The organism is Helicobacter macacae MIT 99-5501 (genome assembly GCF_000507845.1).
Classification (GTDB): Bacteria; Campylobacterota; Campylobacteria; order Campylobacterales; family Helicobacteraceae; genus Helicobacter_B; species Helicobacter_B macacae.
Map to the genome: position 1 here is coordinate 388,231 of NZ_KI669455.1, position 17,735 is coordinate 405,965.

Here is a 17,735-nt window from a genome sequence, read left to right on the forward strand (position 1 = left end):
TATAATGCCGACATTATAAGACGAAGTTTTGTCATTGCGAGAATTTACTAAAGAAACTTCATTCGTTTGTTTTGCGTAGCAAAATCGTGGCAATCTATGTCTTTTTGTTTTTTATATGGATTGCTACGCTTGCTTCGTTCGCTCACAAAACAAGCGTAGCGCAGTTTCTTTAGAAAACAAGCGTAGCGCAGTTTCTTTAGAAAACAAGGCGAAGCCGAAGTTTCTTTAGTAATGACAGAAGTGCTGTGTTTGCTTTGTTGGCAATGGAAATATTCGCATTGCTAGCAGTTGGGTTTTTGTCGCTTGCAGTTGTTAGCTTTGCTTAAGAAGCGTAGGTGGTATCTACCCACCCCCTAGCCCCCTCCGCAGAGGGAGGGGGGAACTAATTGGCTTGCTTGCGCTTGCAAGGGATGGGGAACTGATTAAGCATAAGCCACTCTCTCACATTCACTCACTCTCTAGCACAAATTCCACTCCTGCTATATTACACACCCTCACTCTCCCTCTCACTCACTTTCTAACCCTCACTCTACATTCTCTCTCGCACAACAAAATATCCAAACAAAAACACCAATCCCTATACTACCACACTAAAATTCAATCCCTCACATTCTCTTTTTATACTCTCTCCCTAGCACTTTTTCTTATTAGCATCATCTAATATTGCTTTAGCGATATTAGATACACTTGTAGAGATTTGTGAGCTAGCATTTGCTATGCTTACATTTTCTTGGGTTACAGATTCTAGGTTGGTTATGGTTTCATTGATTTGAGCGATTCCAGCAGTTTGCTCTTTTATAGATTCTGCCATATCATTGATTGATTGCACAAGTAAGTTTGTATTTGCTTCAATCTCTCCTAGTGATTTACCTGTGCGCTCTGCTAGCTTTCTCACTTCATCAGCGACAACGGCAAATCCTCTGCCGTGCTCACCAGCCCTAGCTGCTTCGATAGCTGCATTTAGTGCAAGTAAGTTTGTTTGGTCTGCTATATCTCTTATGATTCCTATGACATTTCTAATGTCTTCTGTTTGGTTAATCACTTCATTACTTCTTGAGGATACATTTTGCATAGATGAAGTGATTTCCTCTACTGCTGTTGCAGTTTGCTCTAGGCTTGAGGCTTGAGAGTTTGAGCTTTGAGTAAGAGAAGCTACTGCCTCTTCAAGTTTATCACTTTGTTCATTAAGAGAGTTTGCAAAGTTTAGTGAAGTCTTTAGCATTTTTCTTACTTCTGCACCTAGTGTATTGGTAACGACTTCTACGCGTCCTGTTGGATTTGCTACTTCAGTAGTAAAATCTAGCTTTGTATAGCTGTCAAATACACGATTGATTTCGTTTAGGTCTGTGCCCACAGCTGTATTTATCCCATTTATTAGATTATTTACAGAATCCCTTAGCGCATTTAGCTGTGGATTGCTACCCTCTAGTGAAATGCGTCTATCTATCACACCACTTGATTGAATATTGCTTATGACTTCTAGGGATTGCTTGACTAGGGCTGCGTCTTGCTCCAAGTATTTTTGGGTATTTTCCACATTCTCATTTATCGCCATTGCCATAGCCCCTAGCTCATCTCTCGCCTTTGGTTGCAAAAACGGAGGGAGAGTATCTGTCCTATGATTTAGATAGTCAAAAAACCCAAAAAGCTGACTAGAAATATTGCTGATTCTGCTAACAACTCGATTTTTGATATACACAAACACAGTGCCTACAATAACCCCTAGTGATATGATGATTCCTAGCAGCACGACATTGCGGAGTTCATTTACAGGGGCTATGACTTGCTCCTCTGGAAGTGCAAACACCATAGCCCAATAAGTCCCACTTCCTTTGCCTGCTTCAAATGTTTTTACCCCTGTCCAGCTTATATCGCCATTGCTTGTGCGGTATTCGTATATGCCATTTTTGCGCTCTGCTACGCCTTTGGCTAGTCGTGCTGAAGAGGGGGTTTTGTTTATAGAGGCTATTTCCTCGCCTTGCCATTCCTTTCTAGGGTGGATAATGATAGTGCTATCTTGAGTAAGCACAAATGGCACTACGCCATCTGCCTTTAGGGCTTCTTTTGCACTTTGCAAAATCTCATCACCCAAATTACTTGCTTCAATAAGCAAGCCAACCACGCCAATGGTTCTGCCATCTTTTGTGATAGGCACATTTAGAGATACGCCATAGACTTCGCCTATGCTTGAGACTCTCTTAAATGCGGGATTGCTTATGGCGATTTTGCCACTACTCATTGCTTTTTGCAGTCCTTTGAAGCTAGCCACGACAGGGTCTGCCTCTAAAATACTTATCCCGCCTTTTTGGTCGGGGGTTTTGTCTTTTGCTAGGATTAGAAACTCTCCATTTGGAAGCCTATGTTTTGAGTCTTTTATCCCGCCTAGCACACTAGAATCCTGCAAATACACATAGCCAAGAGAAGCCCAAGGATTGTTATCAAGCAGGCTTGATATAGAGCTTTGCAAAATATCCTCATTGTCATAGCGCGGATTTTGCAACACAAACCCTATGCTTTCTCCACTTGTTTTTAGCATAGCAAAAGCCTCATTTATCGAATCCTCTAAAAAGCCTGCAAATCTAGCTGAAATGTTATCAATTAGTTTGTGAGATTCTTCTGTCTGTATGTTTGATGACATTTTAGTTATCCCAAATGCCATAAGTAGCATACAAAGCATCACTATGCCGTTGATAAATAGCGCGACTCTCGTGCCAAGTTTCATATTTGTCCAAGCTTGCATTTTCTAACTCCTTTTATCCCCTGAATTTGTTTTTTGGATTTTGCGCGTGTTTGCACAGATTTTGTGTGCTTTTTGCGTGATTTAGCCGTAACCCTATATTTCCATAAACTTAAATCTAGTCATAAATCTTTAGACTTTCCTAAACTATATAGACTATCTTAAGATTTTTAGCAGAATTTGACAGAATTTACTTACTAAGCTATCCTAAGAATCATTGCTGATTTATCGCTAGATTTTGCACTATTTTTGTATCTCTCTCTAATGATTTCGCATAAGGCACATTGTAGCAGAAAATATCTTAAAAGTAGGCTTGCGTTTTGGATTATTTCTGCTTTTTTCGCAATAACTCGTATTTTTTTCGTTTTTCCCACAGGCTCTTGCGACTCATACCTAGCTTTTTGGCAAGCTCGACATCAGGGTAGCGATTCTCAAACCTTGTGATAATGGTTTTGACATAGTCCGTTACAGACATTATGTCCCCACCGATTTCTTGCATATTTGGGATATGGCAAATATCAATGATTTGAGGGAAAAAGATTTTATCTGTGGATACGCACGAGATGATAAAGGGATATTTAGTAACAGATTCCAAAAACTCCCTTCTTTCGCTTCTTTTTAGCTCCTCAAGATTTGTGATATATGAGATTTTGCTTCTGCGAGGGGATTGCTCTAGTATCTCTTTGTAGTCGGTGTTTTTTAGCGTGATGAAGTCAAAGGATACATTTTTGTCCCTAGCGTATTTCATCGCATAAATATCCGCGCTTCGCTGCGAGGTGCTTTTGATGAGAAAAGGAGGATTGTATTGGATAAGATGAGGGGTGTTTAGCTCGTTTTGGACGAAATTGAAATAAGCGTTATAAAATCCTAGCACCTTTTTGATTTTGGCAAACTCGTGATAATGTGAAATCTTGCGCATCAGCTCATCAGTAGAAAAAGGCTTTATCACATAGTCTTTTGCCCCTATAAGCATAGGTTTATTCACAGTATTGTCATTGGTATAGGTTACCATCATAATGATAATTGAGTTAGTCGAGTGCCTTTTGATAAATACTTCACAAGCATCATCATATAGCTTTGATGCTATCAATATCACATCATAATCAACCTTTTCTTTGGGAATCTCTGTGGCGATAGAGCACTCATAGCCCGCTTCATCAAGTTTGCCTGATAGGGATTCTGCTAGGTAGATTTCTGGCTCTAAGATAAGAAGTGTCATTTGTCCGTCCTTTTTGTTTTTGGAGTTTTGCTATGTTTTGTGCGTTTATCGCTAAGTTTGGCTTGGCTTATAAGATTTTGCCAAAGCCACCCAATCAACCCTCCTAACTATCGCTGAAGTCATCACACACACGCCCTCTCCCCTCCCTACAAAGCCCAAATGCTCTGTGGTGGTGGCTTTGATATTTACAAAGCGCAGAGGCACACTTAGAAGTGTGGCGATAGATTCTTGTATGGCGCGTTTATAGGGCGTGATTTTGGGCATTTGAGCGATGATGCTAATATCGACATTGCCCACCACAAAGCCTACCTTTTGGAGAAAATCCACCACGCTTTGTAGTAACTGCTTAGAATCAGCGTTTTTGTATGATTCATCATTGTCTGGAAACCACTCGCCTATATCGCCCGCACCTATCGCACCAAGTAGTGCATCTATAAGGCTATGCAGTGCCACATCGCCATCGCTATGAGCCCTAAACCCAAAGCTAGAATCTATCTTTACTCCCCCTAGCACCATTTGCTTGCCCTCCTCAAAGCTATGCACATCAATACCATTGCCGATAAAAATATCATTTTTGCAAGCAATTTGATTTGCTTTGGCATCGCTAGCAAAATCTGCCAAATACTCCAAATCCTCCACAAAAGTGAGCTTGCGAAGCGAGTCTTTGCCCTCTATGTATGCGACTTTGCCACCATTTGCAGCGATTATGCTACTTTCATCTGTGTATGTTTGGTTTGTGGCTTGCAGTGCTGCGCGTAGGGATTGTGTGCGTGAGAGCTGTGGGGTTTGTATGCGGTGCAGGGATTCTCGCTTGATATATTTGCCATCATATATCGCTGTGTCTGGCACGCGCAAAGTCGGCACTACGCAGTCTATGCGCTCGCCCTGTGCCATATCGCTTGAAGCTATCGCTTTGCCAAAAAGCCGTGAGATAATGTCATAATCAATGCCAAACCTTGCCACATCGCTTATTAGCACCCATTTTGTTTGCACACTTTTAAGTGCGTTGATGATAGAATCTTGGCGAGATTCCCCACCTTGCGTGATTTCATACTCACAAAGTTTGCGCATATAGTTTTGCTCATCTTTGTGCGCGCTTACTAGCACTTGAGCGAAGCTAAAGCGCTCTACACATTTTTGGGCGACAAAGAGCCAAAGTGGCTTATCATCTATGCTAAGCCATTGTTTTTTGATAGGGAATCGCTCTCTTAACCGCGTAGAATCTCCCGCAGCAAGCAAGATAAGCGTGGTATCTTTTGCAAAAGAATCAAGCGCGGAATCTGTGATATTTGGTTTTGCTTGGGAAATGTTTTGCATAAAGTCTTGCATAAAATCGTGTGCCTTTTTGAAGTTTTTGGTGGTTAAATAGATTTTGCTTTGGTGTTTTTGCGTAGCTTGCTAAGAAAAATTGCATTTTGTTACGAAATTATACAATTTTTTGTCAAACTTGCTTTGAAATTTTTGCAAAAAAGCTGATTTTTCGCAAAATAGGCTTTTGTAGAGATAAATTTATATTGCGCAAGTAGATTCTACTCCTTGCTAAAAACCAATATTTTTTGCATTTTTAGTGCATTTTGTGCTATTTTTGCCACATTAGAGTGAAAAAATATCTATTCAAACTTCGCACTTATGGGCTAAATGGAATGCTTAGTGCTTATAAAAGCACGATACACAAAACCTAAGCAATCTACCCAAAAACTCAAAACTTACAACACAAAGTCAACACAAAGCGGGAAATAATGCTAAATAATAAACATATTCTTATCACAGGTGGCACAGGGAGCTTTGGCAAAAAGTTTGTCGAAAAGGTGTTGCAAAAATACCGCCCCGCTCGCCTTATCGTATATAGCCGAGATGAGCTAAAGCAATATGAGATGAGCCAAGTTTTTTCCCACAAAGCTATGCGGTATTTTATCGGCGATGTGCGGGATTTGGACAGACTAGAATCCGCACTTGTGGGCGTGGATATTTGCATACACGCAGCCGCGCTAAAGCAAGTCCCAATCGCAGAATACAACCCCACCGAGTGCATAAAAACAAACATAAATGGCGCAAGCAATGTCATCTCTGCGTGCCTAAAAAACGGAGTAAAGCATATCATTGCGCTATCGACTGACAAAGCAGCAAATCCTATCAATCTATACGGCGCGACAAAACTTTGCTCTGATAAATTATTTGTAAGCGCAAATAATATAAAAGGTGCTAGAGAATCTGTATTTAGCGTGGTGCGATATGGCAATGTCGTGGGAAGTCGCGGAAGTGTCGTGCCGCTTTTTAAGCGTCTAATCGCGCAAGGCGCAAAAGAGATTCCCATAACAGATGAGAGAATGACGAGGTTTTTTATCACTTTGGAGCAGGGGGTGGAGTTTGTGCTAAAAAGTTTGGAGCGAATGCACGGAGGCGAAATCTTTGTCCCCAAAATCCCAAGTATGAAAATCACGCAACTAGCCAATGCCCTAGCCCCACACCTGCCTATCAAATCTATCGGCATACGAGCAGGAGAGAAGCTACACGAAGTAATGATTCCGCTTGATGACTCTAGGCATTGCTTTGAGTTTGATGATTTTTATCTGCTAGAGCCTAGCATAGTGTTTCAATCCCCCATAGACTACGGCACAACGCGAAATGGCGAGAGGGGGGAGCGCGTAAAAGAGAGCTTTGAATACTCAAGCGAGAAAAACACCAAATGGCTTAGCCAAGACGAGCTAATCGCAATCACGCAAGATATACACTAAGGAAGAGGCTATACAATAAGGCTATATACATAGCAAGTGAAATAGCGTGGGCAAAAAGCTACGGAAGTAGTGGCAAGCGAGGGAAATGTGGGCAAGTGAGGGAAGGAAAGAAGTATTGGCAAGTGTGGGCAAGCACAGAGAAGTGTGAAGAAGTGCAGAGAAGCCAACTCCCAAATACCTATCATAAACAATACTTACACTTCATACATAGATTATTTTTGCAAAATTTTATAAAATCTAGCCTTATGCGCTTTGTGTGTATTTTGTGGCTTTGGTGTGGCTTATCCTGCAAGCATTGATTTTTGCAAGATTTATATGCTTTTTTGTCAAAAATATCATTTTTCATAGCAATATGCAGATTTTTAAGCTTATTTTAAGTAGGGGGGGGGGGGGCAAAATAACACTGTTATTTCTAATATGTATTTAAAAAAACAAAAATTCTAATGAATAAAAATTATTGATTAACTTTTATTGTGATACAATGCTAATAAATAATTTTTATCAATCAATTTATTTTTTAGTTTAGTCAGCTTGATGAGAGGAATTCATTTTTGAGATTCTCTCATCAAGATAGTGAATCCTAAAAATGCAAAAAACACCAAAACCAAAAATACAAGCAAAATCAAAATGCAAGGAAGTCAAATGCAACCTCTAGCACTAAAAATCATCATAAGCCTACTAGGCATTGTCGCAATCATCGTTCTGTGTATAGCCTTCACCAAAGCGCGAAATTCCCAACACATAAGAATCGAAAAAATGACAGAAAATATCGCTTCTTTGAGAAAGATGAGAAATGGCAAAAGCGGATATGCAGAGACAGACTATCTATCCACAGATAAAAATATGCAGGAAAAGTATATGTGGGGAGGTGGCAAAAGTGGTGGTAGAGAGCACTAAAAACAACCAAAAGCCACAAAACCAAACATACAAAATCATTTACACACAAAATTTCTAAGATAAATTTTTAGATTTTACTTACTTTGATACTTGCACTACTTCACATTACTTATGTTTTAGGAATAAAAGACTTCAGCTCCATTTACCCCAAAGAGTTTTAGACTACAAGTGAAAATTATTTTAAGTCAAGATTTTTAAGGCAAGATTTATATTTTAAGTGGAAATTTTGTTATGCGAAGTTGACGAAAGATTTAGCAAGCTACACTTTAAGAAGTCTTAAGAATTTTAAGAATTTCAAAAACTTTATAACCCCTAAAAAACAATCCCCTAGCAACACAGACATTTTCTTAATTCATTTGTCTGCCTTGCTACTTAGCTACCTTGTGTCAAATCTAGCTAGCTTCAAACTAGCTAGATTCCTAGATTTTTGCTATTTTTTCTTAGGAGGGCATTTGCAAGCGAGCTTTTTTCCGCTATCATCTAGCTCTGGGTGTAGCTCGACAGATTCTTTGATATTGTAGAGATAGACGAAGTTATTGTAGCATACCGCCGTTACATTCTTGCGCTTGGTGGGGGTTTTGCAAACATTGCCTTTGCCTTGCTTTAGCATATTTGCGACTTTATACATTGTCAAGTCCTCATCTGCAAGGGCTGTCGTGGTAATTGCGCTAGTGGCTATGCCAAGTGCTAGCAGGATTTTTGTTATTTTCATTTTTATCTCCTTTTGGTGTGCTTTGCTTTTGTGCTTACAAAATCAAACCAGCTAGGCATTGTAGCACAAATCACTAAATGTAAATTTACATTTAGTGATAACTTTCTAGCTTGCTACTATCTCTTGTGCTAGATTTTGGGTTTATCTCGGGCTATGTTTTTGGGCTATTTTTGCGTGATTTTTTATAAAAGATTCTAAAGTCATTTATCACGCATACGCTTCCCACAGCTAGCACACCACCTATGACAATCCAATACTGCGGAATCTCTCCCAAAATCACAAATGCAAATATAAGCGCAAACACAGGCGTCAAAAGCGCGTAAATTCCACCTTGTGTAACGCCTAGCACAAATAGCCCGTGATAAAACACACTTGTAGAAAACACCGTGCAAAATACCGCCGCGACTATTATACTCCCCCAAAAGATAAAATCCGCCTCCAAGATTTTCTCAATCCCGCTAACCCCACTAGAATCAAGCATAAAAAGCGAGGGCAAAAACGCCACCGCACTTATTAGGCAAATATAAAAATTCACACAAAGCGGATTTAGATTTTCACTTGCTAGCCTTGAGCCTATCATCAAAAACGCCCAAGCAAGCGAAGCAAAAAGATATATCGCATTAAAAGGGTGCAATATCGCACTACTATTGCCAAAAAGATTTATCAAAAACGCTCCTGCGACTATACCAAGTGCTAGCCCCCACTTCTCTCGCCTAAGCAGTGTCTGTCCCCTCCACACACTCCACAAAAATGCCGCGATAATAGGTGGCAGCACCTCTGTAATCACTCCCGCGCTTCCAGCATCGCCAAACTCCATACCCGCATACATAGCATAAGAATACGCCGTGTGGCAAATCGCGCTAAAGGCTAGTGGCAAAAAGGCTTTGCGAGGGATTTTAAAAGAGATTTTTAGCACAAAAAGAAGTGGCACAAAGCAAATAGATACGATAAGGAATCGAATGCAGGCAACTTGCGCGGGCGAGGCATACTCTAATAGCACTTTGGATAATGCCCACACAAGTCCCCAGCCCATCATCGCCAAAACGAGCAAAAATCTCAAAACGCACCCCTATGATTTTATGGATTTTGTTGTTTAGGCTATAAGCACCTACAACAAACACAAAATCTTACCACAATACTTTATCTAGGCTAAATCTTGGCTATAAATATTGCCAATAATTTTTTTAATAAATATTTTTTTGATTAAAGATTTTGCAAAGATTCTTTGGCAAGTCTAAAATCCCTAAACACCAAACAAAAATAGCCACCCACACAAAAGAATCCAAACACCTCTACAATCCACTATCAGCACACAAAATCTAAAAATCTAAAACTCAAAAAGCAACCTTACAAAGTCCTAAACACCAGCACGAACGCGCTACCTTTGCCAACCTCGCTTTGCACTTTTAAGTCTATGTCATATTTGCTAGCGATTTCACTCACCAATGATAGCCCTATGCCAAAGCCCCCTTTATCATCATTAAACCGCTTGTATCGCTCAAATATCCGCTCCAAATCCTCCTTTTGTATGCCATAGCCACTATCGCGTATTTCTAGCGTTGCTTTGTCTTGGCTAGCTGTGAGGAGCAAAGAGATTGTGCCTCCTTTGTGGTTGTATTTGATTGCGTTTGATAGGAGATTATCTAGCATTATGGTGATTTCATCTTTGTTTGCATAGATTTTAGCAGGGGCAAGGCTAGAATCTAGAGTGATATTTTTTTGTGCCAAAAGGGTGGAGAAATACTCCACGCGCTCATTTATAAGAGAATCTATCTGCAAAGATTGCTCATTATTTTTGCCTTGATAGAAGTTTAGGAAAATGAGATTTTGATACATTTGGTGCAGGCTTTGGGCAGATAGCTTGATATGGTGTAGTCGCTTTTTGTTTCCCTCTCCTAGCTCGCTGTTATCAAATTTTTGCACACTCATTAGGATAACGCTAAGGGGCGTATTTACCTCGTGTGTGGTGTCTTTGATAAATCGCTCTAGGTGCTTTATCTGTGCTTTGATAGGGCGTAGTGATAGCCTCACAAGCGCGTAAGCCACAATCGCAATCACAAGCAAGCAAAGCAACATAAGGGCGATGATTTCAACGCGAATGGAGAGAATCTCTTTTTTTATAGATTTTATCTGCTTTGGTTGGCTAAATCTTTGCGCTTCAAGCCTTGCATCATCTTTGCTAAAAATCTTTGTGCCACTCTCTACCGCCTCGCCTTGCAAGATAAAAATCCACCCCTGCTTATCAAGGTATTTCATAGCCGATTTTGGTATTTTGCCCCCACCAAATGGGTGATGAAAAAGCAAGCCTCTGTTGCGTGAAAAATTCACAAAAATAAACCCTTCAAAGCGCAAAAATCCCTGCGGACTAGCAAATATAGGGCTAATAGAATCTAGCCCCACGCTTAAATCACTATACACCACACCTAGATTCTCATCTAGCAGGGCAAATGGCGAGTTTATCTCCGCCCTCATTTCACGCAAAAATTCCAGCAAAGCAGGCGAAGCTTCTTTACTTTTTTGGAATCTTTGTGGTGCATTTTGATTGACTTGTGGCGTGTCTTGTGGGGTTTGCGCGTTTTGTTGATATTGTAGGGCTTGCTTAGCTTGCAAAGAGCGCAGTTCTTGGAGCTTTTGGATTTCTTTTAAGAGTTTTGCTTGATTTTTTGGGGTATTTTTCTTTTGAAGTTTTGCCTCTTTTTCCTCTATTTCTTCGAGTGTTTTTTTGATTTCTCTCTCTATCCCTGCGCTACTTTTGAAATCCATTTGTGCCATTGCAGTGGCGATTTGGATAAAGTCATTGCGCATTTGCATTGATTGGTGGTCGCGCAAATTATGCAATTCTTTGTTATACATCATAAAAGATATGATTCCCAAAAAGCATACCGAAGTCCCCAAATAAAGGAGTAAAATCTTATAAGTTGTGCTTGTGAAAGTGTCGATTTTTTTGGGATTTTGGGATTTTGGGACTTTGGGAAAAGCAAAAAATTTACCCAAAAAGCTAGCACGCATTTCCCCCCAAATCACCTTAAAAAACTTCCTTAGATTCCCTAGTTTTTTAAGATTTTTGCCATATTGAGTAAAATGCTTTAACTTTTTATTTGGCATAGCAATATCCCCTATGCCTTTGCGTGGCGATACTCTCACTCCCTAGCACTTTTCGCAAGTTTTTGATATACACGCGCAACGCCATATTTGTGGGGCTTTCATCATAGCTCCATATCCGCTCAAAAATCTCATCTTGGCTGACAAAATTCCCTCGATTTTGCAAGAGCAGTGCGAGCAGTTCGCGCTCTTTGTTAGTAAGGGGGATTTCTTTTTGTGTATGTTTATCAAAAAGTGTTTTTTGCAGTATGTCAAAGCAATGCTTCTCGCTAAGCTCTAAAATCTCGCTATTTTGGTGTGCAAAAGACCTTTTAAGCAAGCAATCCACGCGCAAAAGAAGCTCATCTACATCAAATGGTTTGCGTAAATAATCATCACAGCCCACCAAAAATCCCCGCTTCAAATCCTCTATCATCGAAAGCGAAGTAAGAAAAATCGTGGGCGTATTTTTGCCAAGCCCCCTAAGCTCTTTTAGCACTTCAAAGCCATTTCCTAGAGGGACCTTGACATCAAATATCCACAAATCAAACGCCTGCTCATAGCCTATTTCTAGAGCGTTTTGTGCGTTTTCGCAGTGCGTTACAAGATAGCCTTTTTCTTTTAGTTCATCACAGAGCATTTCGCCAAGCGACAAATCATCTTCTAAAAGTAGGATTTTTACGCCCTTTTTTGCCATTCGCGCTCTCCTTTTTGCGTTGTTATCACTAAGCATAAATATTTGATATTGTAAAAGATTTTGCAAAATCTATGCGCATTGCTCCAAACAAAAGTGATATATTTTGCAAAATCTTACTAAGTTTTGTGGCATAGCCTAGATTCTAGAATCTAGGCTATAAAAGGAACAAAGCAGGCACTACAATTTAGTCATCAAACTCATAGTCTTTGAACCCTTTGGCTTTTTCGTGTTTTTCGTGTTTATGTTTTTGTCCGATGAAATCGCAATTTTTATGAAAGACTTTTAGCCCTGCTTCACGGATTTGCGCTCCTGTCATAGAGTCTGTCCTAGCTTGGAATGCCTTGCAAGATTCTATTTTTCTTTTTCGCGCTTGTTCGACAGAGAGTTTAGAGAAACCTTGCTTTCGAGCGTATTTGATAGCGCGTTTGAAGTCTTTTGCTTCTGCGTAGGGCTTTGCATTTACGCGCTTATTTACCTCTATGGCGAAATCTGGCTCATCACTTGGGGCAATCGAGCCTGCAAGTTTGATTAGCTCACTATCGCTTTTCGCGCTAAAGTCCGCACCAAGAGCAAAAGAGCCACACAAAACGCTACTTGCAAAACCTGCCAAACTTGCCAAAAACAATACCCTTGCCCACGAAAATTTCATTTGTGAAGTTTTCATTTGTGTTCTCCTTATTTAAGAAAATTTTGCTGTCTAAAACTCTTTAGGCTTTTTTAGAATCTTTTATAGCTAGAATCTTATGGATTTCATAGCTTAAAAGATTGCGCTTTAAGTCCAAATGTCTTAAACAAACAGCGCAATTCTAAAAAACCAACATAAAACGAGCGTGAAAACAAAATTTTATTTTTGTGTAAATAAAAAATTTACTTTTTTTCTTTTCGTGCTTGCCATCGTTATGTGGCGTTTATCCCACTCATTACAAACCACCCAAAAAGTCGCATATATCTAGCTTTGAGCGTTATTGCTTTTTGACAAAAAACACAAAAACAATGATACAATTTCGCGCTTAAAAATTTGCCAAGCAAAATCTAACGAAAGGAAAAAAAATGTCAAAAATCATCTATGCAAAACCAACTTACACATTCTCACGCAAAACCATATCCACCCTCTCATCACTATCTTTCGCGCTTGCTATTTCCATATCAAATGCAGCTCCACTTAGCCAAGAGGAATGGAATCAAGACTTTAACGCCTGTGTGTTTAACAAAGACCACAATATGTGTCAGAGACTCATAAACAACGGACTACAAACCCTAGAAGAATGCACCAAAACCACTTGCAATGACAATGGACTAATATATCAAAATGCAGGATTTCAAGCAAAAGCTATCACATTTTTCAAAAGAGCTATTGAATTGGACGATAATCGTGCTTATCACAATCTAGGATTGCTCTACCACAAAGAGATAGGAAATATCCCACAAGCAAAAAAATTCTACGAGCTAGCACTGCAAAAGCAACACTACGGAGCAAGGCTAAATCTAGGGACTTTATATTATGAGCAAAAAGACTACTCAAACGCGCTCAAGCACTTTGAAATCGTGTGTGAAAAAAGCAATGGCGAAGCAAAAATGCTTGCTTGCCATAATCTAGGCGTAATGTATGATAACGGCGAGGGCGCACTGCAAGACTACCGCAAATCACACCAATACTACAAAACCTCTTGTGATATGGGATATGGCTATGCGTGCAACAATCTAGGCGTGCTATATGCAAATGGGCTTGGCACAAAGCAAAATCTACTTATGGCAAAAGAGCTATACGGCAAAGCCTGTAACCTCGTCTGCAACAAAGGCTGTGCCAACTACAAGGCACTAAACCAAAAGAACTTGAAGTAATGTTTTTAGATTTTGATTTTTATGGATTTTAGATAGGCAATGTGCCCATTTTTTTCGTCATTGCGAGATTTTATCAAAGAAACTTCGCTTGTTTTGCGTAGCAAAATCGTGGTAGTCCACATTCATCGTCATTGCTAGCAAGTCTTTAAGACTTGTGTGGCAAAACGAAGTTTCTTTAATAGTCTAGCCTTTCCCGTCATTGCGAGCAAGCAAAGCGAGCGGTGGCAATCCACTTTCTATGTCAATCGTGTTTGATTTTGGATTGCCACGATTTTTGCTACACAAAATCTCGCAATGACGGGGTGGTGGATTGCCACGATTTTTGCTACGAAAAATCTCGCAATGACGGTTTTGCTACGCAAAACAAGGCGAAGCCGCAGTTTCTTTAGTTTCTTTAGTAAAACAAGCGTGGCGAAGTTTCTATTTCCCCCTCCCTTGCGAGTTATGGCAAGTAAACTATTTCCCCCTCCCTTTGCGGAGGGGGATTAAGGGGGTGGGTATTAGGTTTTAAGGATTTTTATGGAGTGGGGGTTCTTTTAGATTCCTAAATCTCGCCTTGCTAGGTAGCACCGAAGCCACAACGGAGGCAATCCGCCACATATTCATTGCGAGAATCGCGTAAGCCACTCGTGGCAATCTATTTGTCATTGGCAGGCAAGGTAGCCACCTTGCTATTGCTCAGTATTTTTAGCTATCTTAATAAGCGCAATCACAAATCATTCTCTTGTAGAGAATCTATTTCTTGCTTATTTTTTATCATAAAGCGATTCAAGATGCTCGCTAAAAGCATTATATGCGCCCGATACAATCTCATTATGCTCATTTTCAAAACTCTGCAAAATCCACTCAATTTTTTCTTTGTAGATAGATTTTGCACTATTTTTTGTGGATTGTGAGTGTGGGGTTTGTGCGCTCAAAGATTGTTTATGTGGTGTTGTGGGTAGGTTTGCTTTGGCGTGTTTTATTTTGCTTAAAAACTCACTAGAGATTTTGCCTACATTTTCTTCTAAGTGTGCTAGCTCATTTTCTGCGTTGTATGCTTTGGCTGATTGCTTGGCTTTTGCAATCGCTTCTTGTTTGTATTGGTTGTGGTGTTTGCTTAAGTCTTTGGCACTTTCTTTTTTGCTCTCAAACTGACTAAGATAATGCTCATAGCCACTTCCCTTATATGATTCTGTTTGAGGTTTGTTTCTTTGCTCGGCTTCTATAATGACTTTTAGGCGAGATTCTAGCTCGTTTATTTTTGTTTGAAATGTTTGCTCTATCTCTTGGCTTCTCTCTTGGATAGACTTTTTTGGCGAGTTTGCGCTCAAATGGCTTGACACAAACGCTACACAGGCTAATGCGACAAAAAATACTCTACTAGCTTCTTTGCGGACGGACTTTTTCATTTGATTCTCCTTTTTGTTGTTTTGGTGGTCGCTTTAGTGTCGGCTAATGTGTAACCATACCAAAAAAAAAAAAAAAACGCCAAATTGGAATAATGCACGCAAAATACCTCAAAAAAAGCACTCAAAAGAAATAGGCAAGCAAAATACGCAAAACCTAAGAAAATAACGATAAATAAAAATTAACAAAAAATTTAAAAAAGTGTGAAAATTTTTGCTAATTTTTATTGTTTGTAGATTTTTAATTTTTTTTGATTTTGAGGGATACTTGCAAGATTGCGCAATGTAGATTTTGCAAAGTAGGTTTTATAAAGCAGGTTTTGCAAAATGATTTTTGAAGTAGATTTTGTAAAAGTGGTTTTTAGCGTGTTTGCGTGGTTTTTAGCGTGTTTGCTAAGGTAGATTTTACAAAGTATTTTTTGCGTTTTTTGCGATTTTGACTACAAGGCTTGCTGCTTGTATCAAATCCAAAAGCGCAAAATTTAGTGATTTTTAAGTCGTGATTTTATGATAACACATCAATACGCTTAAAGCCCTTACCTTTTTGAACTCTGATTTTGAGATAGGCAAGTGGAAAAAGCAAAAATCCACCCCACCAAAACCGCTCACAGGCTTTTTGCAGGGCAAGTCCTAGATTGTATTCGTAGCTTTGCATTAGCTCTTGCTCGATAAGTTCTCCCATTTCTTTTGGCGCAATATCATTGTCTTTATGTCGCCGATAAATCTTAAAATACGCCGTGAAAGGCAATCGCAATTTTTTCAAAAATCCCTTTGTGGCGTAGCGTTTATAAAGCCTTATCGGCAGAGATTCTCTACTTATTTGCAAAAACTTCTTATAGATAGGCACATCGCACACATACACCCGCTGTGTATTTGGTAGCACTCTATCCCACATTATGTAATTACTAAAAGCCGTGTAGTAGATTTTAAGTCTTTTGCAATAATGAGCGACAATATCACAAAATCCCGCACGAGTAGAAATCACTCCAGCACACGAGATTCCCAAAGCAATCGCTTCTTTTAGTGATAAGTCCAAATCATACACGCCACCCATAAAAAATCTAGCGTATTCTTTCTTGTATTTTAGGCTATTTACAACTATGCTGTATCCCTCTTTGCGTAGCCTTTGGCATTCGTCCTTAAAAATGATAAATGGTAGTTTAGGAAAAGAATTTGCCTCTGGGCAAAATAATATGATTTGATTCAAAGGGGCGATTTTATCAAGTTTGTCGCGTAGAGATTTGCTGATTTTTGGGAGATTTGTAGGCAAAACTCGCTGTGCGTTTTGTGGGAGCATAAGTCGCACTCTATCAAAATCAAGTTGATTATCCGTATCAGCTGGAAATTGATAATATATAAAATTTGAGTGAATCTTGCCTAGCGTAGGCACAGATACGACATTATCTATGGTTAAACATTGCTTGTTTTTGCAAAAATCCACGCTTTTATCCTCGCAAATCACATATTCCAACCCCACAAACATTTCGCATATCGCTTCGTGCATAGCCTTTATGATAAAAATGATTTTGCCTTTATAATGCGACTCTAATGCTGGTTTTAGAGTGCATAGTCGATAAGTATCACCCGCACTGCAAGGGCTTACGAAATAATAGCAATCCGCTTTTAAGTTTTGCGCGAGTTCTTGCAAAGTTTGGATAGGTTTGTCGTTCATTTTTTACTCCTTATTTATTGTTTTTTGGTTTGCTTCGGCGATAAATCGCCTCGCAATGACGAAAATGCGATTTACCCACCCCCTAACCCCCTCCGCAAGGGAGGGGGGGGGGGACACATAGAAACTCCAAAAACAAGGGAGGGGGAATCTGCGGGATTACCCACACGCAATGGATAATCAAAGAAAAGTCCCTCCCCTTGCGGGAGGGATTTAGGGAGGGGTAAATCACAACTTCTCATCTCTTTCCACCTCCACGCAAAAATCCTCATCTCTCTTTTTATTTATCGCAAAGGCGGTTTTAAGCCCACTAGGCTTGGCATCATTCACCAAAATCCGCTCCCCAAAGGGTAAATCGCTGATAAGCGCGTCAAAGCGGATTTTGTGCTCTGCCAAAAAGTCTTTAAGACTAGGCACTTGGCTACTCTCACGCGCGGTAAGCAAAATCACTTTATCGTCCTTTGGCAAACTCGCAAAAAACTCACTCACGCCGTTTAGTAGAGTGTCGCGCCCATTATCTTTATAGCCATTGTGCTTTACAATCGTGCCGTCAATGTCGATAAGCCAAGTCTTTGGCAAAGTGGATAGTTTTAGCGTTGTCTCACGGCGATAAATCGTGGATTCTACGCGCTTAGCTTCGGTCATTTGCGACAAGCAAACTCCCTCGCTTCGCGCTTGAAAACCACGATTTCTCATCTGTGATACTTCCACTAAATTGTCTTTAATGTTTTTCATTTATGTTCCTTTATTTTTTGGAT

18 protein-coding genes are annotated in these 17,735 nt (G+C 39.8%); 5 read left to right on the plus strand and 13 right to left on the minus strand.

Annotated features, from left to right (window positions below):
• Positions 1–631: 631 nt before the first annotated feature.
• The 3 genes from HMPREF2086_RS09150 to HMPREF2086_RS09160 all read right to left on the minus strand — a co-directional run bounded on the left by HMPREF2086_RS09150 (position 632) and on the right by HMPREF2086_RS09160 (position 5,285).
• Positions 632–2,740: a methyl-accepting chemotaxis protein gene (locus tag HMPREF2086_RS09150; RefSeq protein ID WP_023928536.1), complete on the minus strand. Its 2,109-nt coding sequence runs from the start codon at positions 2,738–2,740 to the stop codon at positions 632–634.
• Positions 2,741–3,062: 322 nt separating this feature from the next.
• Positions 3,063–3,956, minus strand: a complete 894-nt coding sequence (locus HMPREF2086_RS09155; RefSeq protein WP_023928539.1) for a DNA-binding transcriptional response regulator — start codon at positions 3,954–3,956, stop codon at positions 3,063–3,065.
• A gap of 51 nt (positions 3,957–4,007) precedes the next feature.
• Entirely contained in the window at positions 4,008–5,285 is a 1,278-nt protein-coding gene (locus HMPREF2086_RS09160; protein WP_023928540.1) for a bifunctional 2-C-methyl-D-erythritol 4-phosphate cytidylyltransferase/2-C-methyl-D-erythritol 2,4-cyclodiphosphate synthase, read from the minus strand.
• A 410-nt stretch (positions 5,286–5,695) separates the two neighbouring features.
• On the opposite strand from HMPREF2086_RS09160, the gene pseB reads away from it, so the two are divergent.
• From pseB to HMPREF2086_RS09170, 3 genes are all read left to right on the plus strand, one after another.
• Entirely contained in the window at positions 5,696–6,691 is a 996-nt protein-coding gene (pseB, locus tag HMPREF2086_RS09165) for a UDP-N-acetylglucosamine 4,6-dehydratase (inverting) (RefSeq protein WP_023928541.1), read from the plus strand.
• A 95-nt stretch (positions 6,692–6,786) separates the two neighbouring features.
• A complete protein-coding gene (locus HMPREF2086_RS11765; protein WP_148374522.1) occupies positions 6,787–6,990 on the plus strand; it encodes a hypothetical protein in 204 nt (67 codons plus the stop codon).
• Between the two features lie 343 nt (positions 6,991–7,333).
• A complete protein-coding gene (locus HMPREF2086_RS09170) occupies positions 7,334–7,588 on the plus strand; it encodes a hypothetical protein (protein WP_023928543.1) in 255 nt (84 codons plus the stop codon).
• A gap of 430 nt (positions 7,589–8,018) precedes the next feature.
• On the opposite strand, the gene HMPREF2086_RS09175 is transcribed toward HMPREF2086_RS09170, so the two are convergent.
• The 5 genes from HMPREF2086_RS09175 to HMPREF2086_RS09195 form a co-directional block, all read right to left on the minus strand.
• Positions 8,019–8,300: a hypothetical protein gene (locus tag HMPREF2086_RS09175; protein ID WP_023928544.1), complete on the minus strand. Its 282-nt coding sequence runs from the start codon at positions 8,298–8,300 to the stop codon at positions 8,019–8,021.
• Positions 8,301–8,451: 151 nt separating this feature from the next.
• Entirely contained in the window at positions 8,452–9,360 is a 909-nt protein-coding gene (locus tag HMPREF2086_RS09180) for a DMT family transporter (protein WP_023928545.1), read from the minus strand.
• A 287-nt stretch (positions 9,361–9,647) separates the two neighbouring features.
• The gene (locus HMPREF2086_RS11025) at positions 9,648–11,405 is read right to left on the minus strand and encodes a sensor histidine kinase (protein WP_023928546.1); all 1,758 of its coding nucleotides are present in this window, start codon (positions 11,403–11,405) and stop codon (positions 9,648–9,650) included.
• Complete coding sequence (locus tag HMPREF2086_RS09190) at positions 11,395–12,078, minus strand: response regulator transcription factor (RefSeq protein ID WP_023928547.1); 684 nt, start codon at positions 12,076–12,078, stop codon at positions 11,395–11,397. The genes HMPREF2086_RS11025 and HMPREF2086_RS09190 overlap by 11 nt, the downstream gene beginning before the upstream one ends.
• 184 nt (positions 12,079–12,262) lie before the next feature.
• Positions 12,263–12,742 (minus strand): DUF1104 domain-containing protein, encoded by a 480-nt coding sequence (locus HMPREF2086_RS09195; RefSeq protein WP_023928548.1) that lies wholly within the window; start codon positions 12,740–12,742, stop codon positions 12,263–12,265.
• Between the two features lie 386 nt (positions 12,743–13,128).
• On the opposite strand from HMPREF2086_RS09195, the gene HMPREF2086_RS09200 reads away from it, so the two are divergent.
• Positions 13,129–13,920, plus strand: coding sequence for a tetratricopeptide repeat protein (locus HMPREF2086_RS09200; RefSeq protein WP_023928549.1), 792 nt, complete (start codon positions 13,129–13,131; stop codon positions 13,918–13,920).
• A 221-nt stretch (positions 13,921–14,141) separates the two neighbouring features.
• Positions 14,142–14,309 (plus strand): hypothetical protein, encoded by a 168-nt coding sequence (locus HMPREF2086_RS11770; protein ID WP_156921333.1) that lies wholly within the window; start codon positions 14,142–14,144, stop codon positions 14,307–14,309.
• 118 nt (positions 14,310–14,427) lie between these two features.
• Here the strand turns inward: HMPREF2086_RS11770 and HMPREF2086_RS11775 are convergent, their stop codons facing one another.
• The 5 genes from HMPREF2086_RS11775 to HMPREF2086_RS09215 all read right to left on the minus strand — a co-directional run bounded on the left by HMPREF2086_RS11775 (position 14,428) and on the right by HMPREF2086_RS09215 (position 17,712).
• Entirely contained in the window at positions 14,428–14,568 is a 141-nt protein-coding gene (locus HMPREF2086_RS11775) for a hypothetical protein (protein ID WP_156921334.1), read from the minus strand.
• Positions 14,569–14,666: 98 nt separating this feature from the next.
• Positions 14,667–15,311, minus strand: a complete 645-nt coding sequence (locus HMPREF2086_RS09205) for a hypothetical protein (protein WP_023928550.1) — start codon at positions 15,309–15,311, stop codon at positions 14,667–14,669.
• Between the two features lie 502 nt (positions 15,312–15,813).
• Entirely contained in the window at positions 15,814–16,980 is a 1,167-nt protein-coding gene (locus tag HMPREF2086_RS09210; protein WP_023928551.1) for a hypothetical protein, read from the minus strand.
• Between the two features lie 71 nt (positions 16,981–17,051).
• Positions 17,052–17,219 carry a hypothetical protein gene (locus HMPREF2086_RS11780; RefSeq protein ID WP_156921335.1) on the minus strand — a complete coding sequence of 56 codons (168 nt, stop codon included), beginning with the start codon at positions 17,217–17,219 and terminating at the stop codon, positions 17,052–17,054.
• Positions 17,206–17,712: a hypothetical protein gene (locus HMPREF2086_RS09215; RefSeq protein WP_023928552.1), complete on the minus strand. Its 507-nt coding sequence runs from the start codon at positions 17,710–17,712 to the stop codon at positions 17,206–17,208. Before HMPREF2086_RS09215 ends, HMPREF2086_RS11780 begins: the two co-directional genes overlap by 14 nt.
• Between the last annotated feature and the right edge of the window lie 23 nt (positions 17,713–17,735).

What these genes read in the sequence shown, in the direction of transcription:
- HMPREF2086_RS09150 (WP_023928536.1), bottom strand. Translation starts at nt 2,740, where the DNA reads ATGCAAGCTTGGACAAATATGAAACTTGGCACGAGAGTCGCGCTATTT.
- HMPREF2086_RS09155 (WP_023928539.1), bottom strand. Translation starts at nt 3,956, where the DNA reads ATGACACTTCTTATCTTAGAGCCAGAAATCTACCTAGCAGAATCCCTA.
- HMPREF2086_RS09160 (WP_023928540.1), bottom strand. Translation starts at nt 5,285, where the DNA reads ATGCAAGACTTTATGCAAAACATTTCCCAAGCAAAACCAAATATCACA.
- pseB (WP_023928541.1), top strand. Translation starts at nt 5,696, where the DNA reads ATGCTAAATAATAAACATATTCTTATCACAGGTGGCACAGGGAGCTTT.
- HMPREF2086_RS09170 (WP_023928543.1), top strand. Translation starts at nt 7,334, where the DNA reads ATGCAACCTCTAGCACTAAAAATCATCATAAGCCTACTAGGCATTGTC.
- HMPREF2086_RS09175 (WP_023928544.1), bottom strand. Translation starts at nt 8,300, where the DNA reads ATGAAAATAACAAAAATCCTGCTAGCACTTGGCATAGCCACTAGCGCA.
- HMPREF2086_RS11025 (WP_023928546.1), bottom strand. Translation starts at nt 11,405, where the DNA reads ATGCCAAATAAAAAGTTAAAGCATTTTACTCAATATGGCAAAAATCTT.
- HMPREF2086_RS09190 (WP_023928547.1), bottom strand. Translation starts at nt 12,078, where the DNA reads ATGGCAAAAAAGGGCGTAAAAATCCTACTTTTAGAAGATGATTTGTCG.
- HMPREF2086_RS09195 (WP_023928548.1), bottom strand. Translation starts at nt 12,742, where the DNA reads ATGAAAACTTCACAAATGAAATTTTCGTGGGCAAGGGTATTGTTTTTG.
- HMPREF2086_RS09200 (WP_023928549.1), top strand. Translation starts at nt 13,129, where the DNA reads ATGTCAAAAATCATCTATGCAAAACCAACTTACACATTCTCACGCAAA.
- HMPREF2086_RS11775 (WP_156921334.1), bottom strand. Translation starts at nt 14,568, where the DNA reads ATGACAAATAGATTGCCACGAGTGGCTTACGCGATTCTCGCAATGAAT.
- HMPREF2086_RS09205 (WP_023928550.1), bottom strand. Translation starts at nt 15,311, where the DNA reads ATGAAAAAGTCCGTCCGCAAAGAAGCTAGTAGAGTATTTTTTGTCGCA.
- HMPREF2086_RS09210 (WP_023928551.1), bottom strand. Translation starts at nt 16,980, where the DNA reads ATGAACGACAAACCTATCCAAACTTTGCAAGAACTCGCGCAAAACTTA.
- HMPREF2086_RS11780 (WP_156921335.1), bottom strand. Translation starts at nt 17,219, where the DNA reads ATGAGAAGTTGTGATTTACCCCTCCCTAAATCCCTCCCGCAAGGGGAG.
- HMPREF2086_RS09215 (WP_023928552.1), bottom strand. Translation starts at nt 17,712, where the DNA reads ATGAAAAACATTAAAGACAATTTAGTGGAAGTATCACAGATGAGAAAT.